This window comes from Streptomyces sp. 8K308 (assembly GCF_004348315.1).
GTDB lineage: Bacteria > Actinomycetota > Actinomycetes > Streptomycetales > Streptomycetaceae > Streptomyces.
This window is the reverse complement of record NZ_SMKC01000304.1, coordinates 1-8,734: the sequence shown is the minus strand read 5'-3', so window position 1 is coordinate 8,734 and position 8,734 is coordinate 1. Positions and strand designations below refer to the sequence as shown.

Sequence of the window (8,734 nt, the reverse complement as noted above, 5' to 3'; positions counted from 1 at the left end):
CCGTACGGGGGTCCCCAGGTGAGCTGGTCGAGCACGGCGCGCGCGGCCTCCGGCGCCTGGTCGAGCAGCGCGGTGAGCCGGTCCCGGTCGGCGAAGAGCCCGGTGAGGGCGGCCAGCGCCGAGACGGGGTCGTGGGTGGGGGGCAGTCCGGCGCCGGCCAGCAGCTCCTGGATCCGGCTCGGCGAGATGCCGGCGGCGGTCTCGGCCAGGGTGGGACCGAGGCCGGTCGGGCTCGGCCGGGCCGGGCCGGGTGCGAGGAGCTCCTGCGCGGTGCGGACGAGCCGCAGCGCGTCGTCCCTGCCCCACAGCAGGGCGCGGTCCCGGAGGGTGCCGAGGGCGAGCGGCAGCCGCTCCTCGCCGCCGGGCAGCAGCGCGGCGAGCGCCGGGGCGGGGCAGGGCTGGTGCGCGACGGCCAGCGCCTCGGCGACGCGCAGCGTGAAGGTGTCGAGGCGTTCGAGGGCGCGCAGCACGGAGGTCCTGGTGCCGGCGCGGGTGGCGAGCTGGGACAGGTCGCCGGGGAGCGGCGAGAGGAGGTCGGCGCGTGCCCGCAGCAACTCGGCCAGCCGCGCGTCGGAGCGGGCGCGCAGCTCGTCGGCGAGGGTGCGGGGGGCCGGCGGCCTTGTCATCCACCCAACGCTACCCGGACCGCGTCTGATCAGCACCGGACGGGACGGAATGAGACGTGAACACCACACAACACCGCACAGGCCCTCGTTCCCCGAATAGGAGCATGGTTGCGCCGGTGCAAAGCTGCATATGCCAAGATCTGTAGGCGAGTGGACTCGGGGGGTGATGGAGCGGCAGACTCGGGCCCAAGCCGACGGAAGGACAGAAGGACCGATGCCGCCGAGGGAGAACCCCACCTACCGACAGGGGCGTCTGGGCGCGGAGTTGCGCAAACTGCGGGAGCGCGCCGGCCGGACCGCGCGGGAGGCCGCCGGGATGCTGGGGACGGACCAGGGGAAGATCAGCCACATAGAGTCCGGCCGGATCGGCGTCAGCGAGGAGCGCATCCGCAAGCTCGCCACCTTCTACGAATGCACAGATCAGCCCCTGCTCGACGCGTTGTGCGCGATCGCCCGCGAACACCGGGGTCAGTTCTGGTGGGACGAGTACCGTGGCATCCTTGCCCCTAGTTGGCTGGACATCTCGGAGCTCGAACACCACGCGTCCAGCATGCAGATCTGCTGCACCGTGACCATCCCCGGGCTGATGCAGACCGAGGACTACGCGCGGGCGCTGTTCGGCGGCGGGCTGATCGAACTGCCGCACGAGGAGCTGGAGGCGCGCGTTGAGCACCGGATGCGGCGAAAGGTTGTCCTGGAGCGGGACAACCCCATGCCGCTCCACGTCTTCCTGCACGAGGCCGTGCTGCGCATGCGGTACGGCGGCCGGGGCGTCGCCAGGGCCCAGCTCGACCAGCTGCTGCGCGACACCGAGCGGCCCAACATCCGGGTGCGGGTGATCCCCTTCACCAACGAGGAGTTCTTCGAGGCCACCACGGCCGTCTCCTACGCGCGGGGCATCGTGGCCGAGCTGGACACCGTGCAGATCGACACCCCGATCGGCGGCTTCTACCTCGACGCGGACGCCCCGCTCTCCCGCTACCGGATGTTCTTCGACCGGGCCCTGCAGGTCTCCCTGCCGCCCGACGAGTCACGCCAGCTCATCTATCACGTCGCCCGCGAGATGTGACCCCACGGGCCGGGACCTGGGCCCTGTCCGCCGGACAGGGCAGGACTCGAGCTAGCCGCCGTTGACCCGACCGATCTCCTCGATCACCCGGCGCTTCAGCTCCCGGCCCATCGGCGCGTAGCCGAGCTCCGCCGCCAGCTGGTCGGCCTCCACGTCGGTCAGTACCCAGGTCCAGAAGTCCCGCAGCACCTCGGCCGTCTCGTCGTCGTAGCCGCACTCGTAGGCGAAGATCCAGTTGGCGCCCGTGATCGGGTAGCCGCTGCCGCCGATGTCGTCGATGTCGAACTGGAAGTCGTCGGGGATCGACGCCTCCTCCGAGGCCGCCGTCGTCGCCTCGAGCGTCGGCTCGATCGGCGTACCGTCCTCGTTCACCACCCGGGCCGTCGCCAGGTCGTTGCGCAGCGCGTACGACTGGTTGACGTAGCCGATGCCGCCCGCGTTCTCCTGCACCGCCCTGGTCACGCCCTCGTTGCCCTCGCCGCCCAGGGTGTCCTCGTGCCAGTCGATGTCCGTGCCCTCCGCGTACCGCTGTGCCCAGGACGGCACCTCGGTCGTCAGGTAGCGGGTGAACACGTAGGTGGTGCCCGAGCCGTCCGAGCGGTGCACCGGCAGGATCTCCGTGTCCGGCAGCTCCATCCCCGGGTTGAGCGCGGCGATCGCCGGGTCGTCGTAGCGGGTGATCCGGCGATCGTAGATCCCGGCGATCACGTCCGGGGCGAGCACCAGGCCGTCGAGCGCGTCGTCGTGTAACGCCAGCACCACGGCGCCGAACAGCACCGGGAACTGCACGGCCGCGCAGCCCCGCACCTGGCGCGCCACGTTCAGCTCGCCCTGCTGCAGGTAGCGCTCGGACGAGCCGAAGTCGACGGCGTCGGCGAGGAACTGCTCGATGCCGCCGCCCGAGCCGACCGCCTGGTAGTCGATGTCCGCACCGGTCTCGACCCGCTGCTCGTAGTGGGTGATCCACTCCTGGAACAGCGGGTCGGGGAACGTCGCCCCGGCGCCGGTGATCCCGCCGGAGAGCGTGCCCCTGGTCACGGTCGGCCCCTCGTCCCCGCCGGCCACGCAGCCGGCGAGGACGAGGACGCCCGCCGTCACGAGCGCGACGGGCCTGGCCAGGATGAACGATCGGTCCCGCATGGTGCCCCCCTCGCGACCTCGGTCGTCCCGACGATCAGCCGAACCGGCCGGAGATGTAGTCCTCGGTGGCCTGCACGGACGGGTTGGAGAAGATCTTCTCCGTCGCGTCCACCTCGACCAGACCGCCGGGCTCACCGACCGCCTTCAGGTTGAAGAACCCGGTGGTGTCGCTGACGCGGGCCGCCTGCTGCATGTTGTGGGTGACGATGACGATGGTGTACTCGGACTTGAGCTGCATCATCAGGTCCTCGATGGCCATCGTGGAGATGGGGTCGAGGGCCGAGCAGGGCTCGTCCATCAGCAGCACCTCGGGCTGCACGGCCACCGCGCGGGCGATGCAGAGACGCTGCTGCTGGCCGCCGGAGAGGCCGGAACCGGGCTTGGAGAGCCGGTCCTTGACCTCCTCCCACAGGTTGGCCGAGCGGAGCGAGCGCTCGACGAGCTCGTCCATGTCGGCCTTCTTCATGCGCTTGCTGTTCAGCTTCACGCCCGCCACCACGTTGTCGTAGATCGACATCGTCGGGAACGGGTTGGGCCGCTGGAAGACCATGCCTATCTGGCGGCGGACGTTGACCGGGTCGACGTCGGCCCCGTACAGGTCCTGGCCGTCCATCGCGACCTTGCCCTCGACGCGGGCGCCGGGCACCAGCTCGTGCATGCGGTTGAGGGTGCGCAGGAACGTCGACTTGCCGCAGCCCGACGGGCCGATCAGGGCGGTGACCGCCTTGGGCTGGATCGTCATCGAGACGCCCTGCACCGCAAGGAAGTTGCCGTAGTAGATGTCGAGTCCCTCGACCTCGATGCGCTTGGCCACTGTGCTTCTCTTCTCTCAGCTGTTCGTCAGCGGGTCTTGGGGGCGAAAAGGCGGGCGATCAGCCGCGCCACCAGGTTGAGCACCATCACGATGAGGATCAGCGTGAGAGCGGCCGCCCAGGCGCGGTCGAGGCTGAACTCCGGCGGCACCCCGGGGGAGGCGTACTGGGTGTACGAGAACACCGAGAGGGTCGCCATCCGACCGTCGAACGGGTTGAAGTTGTCGCTCGTGGTGATGCCGACCGTGACCAGCAGCGGGGCGGTCTCACCGATCACGCGGGCGATGGCCAGCGTCACGCCGGAGCCGATGCCGGCCGCGGCGGTGGGTAGCACCACCTTCATGATGGTGCGCCACTTCGGCACCGCAAGCGCGTACGACGCCTCGCGCAGCTCGTTGGGCACCAGCTTCAGCATCTCCTCGGTGGAGCGCACCACGATCGGGATCATCAGCACGCTCAGCGCGATCGCGCCCATGATGCCCATCCGGACGCCGGGGCCCATGAACATCTGGAAGAGGGCGACGGCGAAGAGGCCGGCGACGATCGACGGGATGCCGGTCATCACGTCCACGAAGAAGGTGATGGAGCGCGCCAGCCGGCCGCGCCCGTACTCCACCAGGTAGATGGCGGTCAGCATGCCGACCGGCACCGAGATAAGGGCGGCGAGCGCGGTGATGATCAGTGTGCCGAACAGCGCGTGGTGGGCGCCGCCGCCCTCGCCGACGATGTTGCGCATCGAGAAGGTGAAGAAGTCGCCGTCGAACCGCGTCAGGCCGCGGTCGACGACGGTGAAGAGCACCGACACCAGCGGCAGCAGCGCCAGCAGGAACGCCGAGAAGACGACGGCGGTCACGAAGCGGTCGAACGCCTTGCGCGGGCCCTCGACCGAGCGGGACCACAGGTAGATCCCGGTCGTGTAGCCGATCGCGGCGAGCAGCGCGGCCGCCACCGGGCCGAAGACGCCGGCCAGCCAGAGCGCGACGCCGACCAGCGCGGCCGCGCCCAGGGTGAGCTGGGCGGCCCGCCGCGGCAGCGTGCCGTGGGTCAGCCGCTCCGGCTGCAGTTCGTCCTTGCCGGGACCCGCCGGCTCCGTCTCGCGGTTCTCGGAGGTGGTGGGGGTGGTGGACATCAGTTGGCTCCCGAGAATTCGCGACGCCGGTTGATCACCGCGCGGGCACCCATGTTGACCAGGAGCGTGACGGCGAAGAGGATGAGGCCGGAGGCGATCAGGACGTTGATCGTGATGCCGGAGGACTCGGGGAAGGTCAGCGCGATGTTGGCCGCGATGGTCGACGGGTTGGCGCTGCTGATCAGGTTGAACGAGACGTCGCCGGAGGGCGAGAGCAGGATCGCCACCGCCATCGTCTCGCCGAGCGCGCGGCCCAGGCCGAGCATCGCGCCGCCGATGATGGCCGAGCGGCCGAACGGCAGCACCGCCATCCGGATCATCTCCCAGCGGGTGGCGCCCAGCGCCAGTGACGCCTCCTCGTGCAGCCGGGGCGTCTGCAGGAACGCCTCACGCACGACGGCGGTGATGATCGGCAGGACCATCACCGCGAGCACGATCGAGATCGTCAGCATGGTGCGGCCGGTCGTCGAGGCCGGGCCCTCGAACAGCGGGATGAAGCCCAGGTTCTCCTCGAGCCAGCGGGTCGGCTCCACGGTGCGGGGCGCCAGCTCGGCGATGCCCCACAGACCGAAGATGATGCTGGGCACCGCGGCGAGCAGGTCGATCACATAGCCGAGCGCCGTGGCGAGCCGCCGCGGCGCGTAGTGGGTGATGAACAGGGCGATGGCCACCGCGAGCGGGGTGGCGATCACCAGCGCGAAGAACGCCGAGAGCAGGGTGCCGAAGAGCAGGGGCCATACGTAGACGACGAAACTGTCGCCGCCTGGTATGTCCTCCGCCGGCGCTGTCATCGCCGGCCAGGCCTCGGTGACCAGGAAGGCCGCGACGCCGGCCAGGATGACCAGGATCAGTACGCCTGCCCCGGTCGAGGCGCCCGCGAAGATGCGATCGCCCGGCCGCTGCGGCGCGCCGCGGGTGCGCGTCTTCTCTGTGGTGGGGGGCACTCCTTGTCCCTTTCTACGGCTTCTTGCTGCTCTGCTGCTGATCGGTACGACGTTCCGTCGGGGAAAGCCCACGGGTCCGGGCGTCACCCCGCTTGAAGGTGACCGCCCGGACCGCGGGGAGTGGCGGACTCAGCCGGCGGCGCCGATCGCGTCGACGGCGGGCTGGATCTGCTGGCGCAGCGCGTCCGAGATCGGGGCGGAACCGGCGGCCTCGGCGGCGGCGGCCTGGCCCTCCTCGCTCACGATGTAGGACAGGTAGGCGCGGGTCAGCTCACCCTGCGCGGCGTCGTCGTAGGAGCCGCAGGCCAGGCCGTAGGAGACCAGGACGATCGGGTAGGTGCCGGCCTCGGTGGTGTCCCGGGCCAGGTCGAAGGCGAAGTCGTGCTCGCCGCGACCCTCGACCCGCTGCGAGACCTCGAGCACGGCGGCCGCGGCCTCCGGCGAGTAGGACACGAACTCCTCGCCCACGCCCACGTTGACGGTGCCGAGGTCGCCGGCCTGGCTGGCGTCGGCGTAGCCGATGGTGCCCTCGCCGCCGCTGACCGCGGCCACCACGCCGGAGGTGCCCTGGGCGGCCTCGCCGCCGCTGACCGGCCAGTCGCCGCTGACCTCGTGCGGCCAGTCCTCACCGGCGGTCTGCGACAGGTAGTCGACGAAGTTCTCGGTGGTGCCCGACTCGTCGGAGCGGTTCACCGGGGTGATCGCGAGGTCGGGCAGCTCGACGTCGGGGTTGTCGGCGGCGATGGCCTCGTCGTTCCAGTTGGTGATCTGCTGGTTGAAGATCTGGGCGATGGTGTTCGGGGAGAGGTTGAGCGACTCCACACCCGGCAGGTTGAAGACCACGGCGATCGGCGACACGTAGATCGGGAGCTCGACGACGTCCCCGCCGCACTGCTCGGTGGCGGCGGTCAGCTCCTCGTCGTCCAGGTAGGCGTCACTGCCCGCGAAGGCCACGCCGCCCGCGATGAACTGCTCACGCCCGCCACCCGAGCCGGTCGGGTCGTACGAGATGGTGACATCGGGGTTGGCGGACTGGAAGCCGGCCATCCAGGCCTGCTGCGCGGCGTCCTGGGAGGTGGCGCCCGCGCCGGCCAGGGTGCCCGACAGGTCCGAGCCCTCAGCGGTGGCGTCGCCGCCGTTGCCGCCGGTGTCGCCACTCTCGTTCTCGCTGCTGCAGGCCGTGACCAGGGCCAGGGCGGAAACCACGGCTATCGCGGCGGTCTTGGCGCGCATGTTGCGCATGACCTTGCTCCTTGTTCATGTCCAGCCGGCCGGCTGGGTGCAGATGACTTGAATATGTCGTGCTGAACGTAGGAGCGGTCAGCGAAGCGGGGCGGGCCAGAAGGTGAACAAAAAGATAGGTTCGGAGGAACCGACAGTTTCACAAAAAGTGTTGGAATCGTTAAGCTCCGGGCGGATGCGTACCCGCTGCGACGCCGGGTACGCCACCGGGCCCGGCGGCGTGCCACCGGGCCCCAGCCCTTGTCCCATCAGCTCTCCGGCGGCACCAGACGGTAGCCGACGCCGCGCACCGTCTGGATGATCTCCGGATGGTGCGGGTCGTCACCGAGCCGCTCCCGAAGGCGCCGAATGTGAACGGTGATGGTGTTCGACCGCCGGGCCCCCTCGCCCCACAGCTCGGCCCTGATCCGCTCCCGGGTGATCACCTTCTCCGCGTGCAGCATCAGCAGGTGCAGCAGCTGGAACTCGCGCAACGGTAGCCGAGCCGTCGAGACGCCGTGCATCCGGACCTCGTAGGTGCTCGGGTCCAAGGTCAGCGGGCCGCACACCAGGGGCTGATCCCAGCCACGCGGACCCCGGTCCGCCAGGCTGAGCAGCTGCGCCACCTCACGCGGCCGGTAGGGGCGCGCCACGCACGCGCTCGCGCCAGCCGCCAGCGCGGGGCCCACCTGCGCCGTGTCGTCGGGGCCCACGCCGAGCACCACCGGGATCGAGAGCCGCTTCCGCACCAGCCGCAACACCGTCGCCCCGTCGATCACCGGCAGCTCGGCCGAGACCAGCAGCACGTCGGGCTTCCGCAGCCCCGCCTCGAGCAACGCCGCCGCGCCGTCCGCGCAGTGCACCACCGACACCTGGTACTTGGCGAGCTGCGCCGTCAGGCCCTGCCGGATCCGCTCGTCCGAGTCGGCCAGCAGCACCACCGGGTTGGAGCCCAGCGGTATGGGCGCCGGCAGTTCCTCGGGCAGCTCCTTGTCCGCCACGGGGAAGATGCCGCGCGGCTCGAGCCTCGACTCGATCCTCGGCTCGCTCGTCGGGGAGGAGGACGTCGAACGTCGCGGTCTGGTCGTACTCAACCATGCGCCCATGGCGCTCTCCCTCGCAGTCGCGGTCGGCAGTGAAGAACGCGGTGCGGTCGCGCTCCCGGGGCGTGGTGTCCGAAGTCGGTGTGGTGTGCGGCGGGGACGTTCACATGTAACGAGCCGTGGGTAGCGGGTTGTACGGCGTTCGGTGAACCCCCGATGAACAACGGCGTTCTCTCAGGTTCGCCCAGGTTCGCCCGCCCGCGAGTAGCATCGTCAGGGGGTTCTGGCCGGTGCGGACGCAGGGGCAGTTGGCGTGGGAATCGAGAGTGAACAGCTGGTCTTCGACTACCTGAGCCGGGTCGGCGACCTCGCTCACGGCACCAGCATGTCGGCCGCGGAGCGCGCCGCCCTGGTGAACCGACTGCGGGACGAGATCGGCCGCCAGCGGTCGACCGCGGCGGGCGGCGGCGAGAGCCGCGCCAGCGTGAAGCGGATCCTGGGCCGGATGGGCACCCCGGAGGACGTGGTCGCGGCGGCGGCCGAATCGGCGGCGCCGGCGCCTTCCGCGCCGTCCGCTCCCCTCGCCGCCCCCGTACCCGTGCCGCGCGTCCCCGCGCCGGAGGGCCCGCCCGACACGTACTGGCCCGACGGCGAAATCGGCCGCTTCCGCGGCGGCATCGAGATCCCCGAGATCCTGCGGCCCGGACTGGCCGACGAGCCGCCCGCCGGGGCCGGCGGTCCGGACGCCGC

The 8,734-nt window shown here is 70.8% G+C and carries 7 protein-coding genes and 2 pseudogenes; 2 read left to right on the top strand and 7 right to left on the bottom strand.

Annotated elements, in window-relative coordinates; translation table 11 throughout:
- A pseudogene (locus E1265_RS29150) lies at positions 1-626 on the bottom strand (DNA-binding protein); the annotation flags it as partial.
- Positions 627-840: 214 nt separating this feature from the next.
- On the opposite strand from E1265_RS29150, the gene E1265_RS29145 reads away from it, so the two are divergent.
- Positions 841-1,695 carry a helix-turn-helix transcriptional regulator gene (locus tag E1265_RS29145; RefSeq protein ID WP_132933990.1) on the top strand — a complete coding sequence of 285 codons (855 nt, stop codon included), beginning with the start codon at positions 841-843 and terminating at the stop codon, positions 1,693-1,695.
- Between the two features lie 51 nt (positions 1,696-1,746).
- Here the strand turns inward: E1265_RS29145 and pstS (E1265_RS29140) are convergent, their stop codons facing one another.
- From pstS (E1265_RS29140) to E1265_RS29115, 6 genes are all read right to left on the bottom strand, one after another.
- On the bottom strand, positions 1,747-2,835 hold the full coding sequence (gene pstS / locus E1265_RS29140; RefSeq protein WP_132933989.1) for a phosphate ABC transporter substrate-binding protein PstS: 1,089 nt from the start codon (positions 2,833-2,835) through the stop codon (positions 1,747-1,749).
- Between the two features lie 34 nt (positions 2,836-2,869).
- Positions 2,870-3,649 (bottom strand): phosphate ABC transporter ATP-binding protein PstB, encoded by a 780-nt coding sequence (pstB, locus tag E1265_RS29135; protein ID WP_132933988.1) that lies wholly within the window; start codon positions 3,647-3,649, stop codon positions 2,870-2,872.
- Positions 3,650-3,675: 26 nt separating this feature from the next.
- Positions 3,676-4,776, bottom strand: a complete 1,101-nt coding sequence (gene pstA / locus E1265_RS29130; RefSeq protein ID WP_132933987.1) for a phosphate ABC transporter permease PstA — start codon at positions 4,774-4,776, stop codon at positions 3,676-3,678.
- The gene (pstC, locus tag E1265_RS29125) at positions 4,776-5,720 is read right to left on the bottom strand and encodes a phosphate ABC transporter permease subunit PstC (protein WP_132933986.1); all 945 of its coding nucleotides are present in this window, start codon (positions 5,718-5,720) and stop codon (positions 4,776-4,778) included. The genes pstA and pstC overlap by 1 nt, the downstream gene beginning before the upstream one ends.
- A 129-nt stretch (positions 5,721-5,849) precedes the next feature.
- Positions 5,850-6,962, bottom strand: a complete 1,113-nt coding sequence (gene pstS, locus E1265_RS29120; protein WP_207931255.1) for a phosphate ABC transporter substrate-binding protein PstS — start codon at positions 6,960-6,962, stop codon at positions 5,850-5,852.
- Positions 6,963-7,210: 248 nt separating this feature from the next.
- Positions 7,211-8,047 carry a response regulator transcription factor gene (locus E1265_RS29115; RefSeq protein ID WP_243741192.1) on the bottom strand — a complete coding sequence of 279 codons (837 nt, stop codon included), beginning with the start codon at positions 8,045-8,047 and terminating at the stop codon, positions 7,211-7,213.
- A gap of 250 nt (positions 8,048-8,297) precedes the next feature.
- Between E1265_RS29115 and E1265_RS37395 the strand changes: the two are divergent.
- Positions 8,298-8,734 (top strand): annotated as a pseudogene (locus tag E1265_RS37395) (hypothetical protein); the annotation flags it as partial.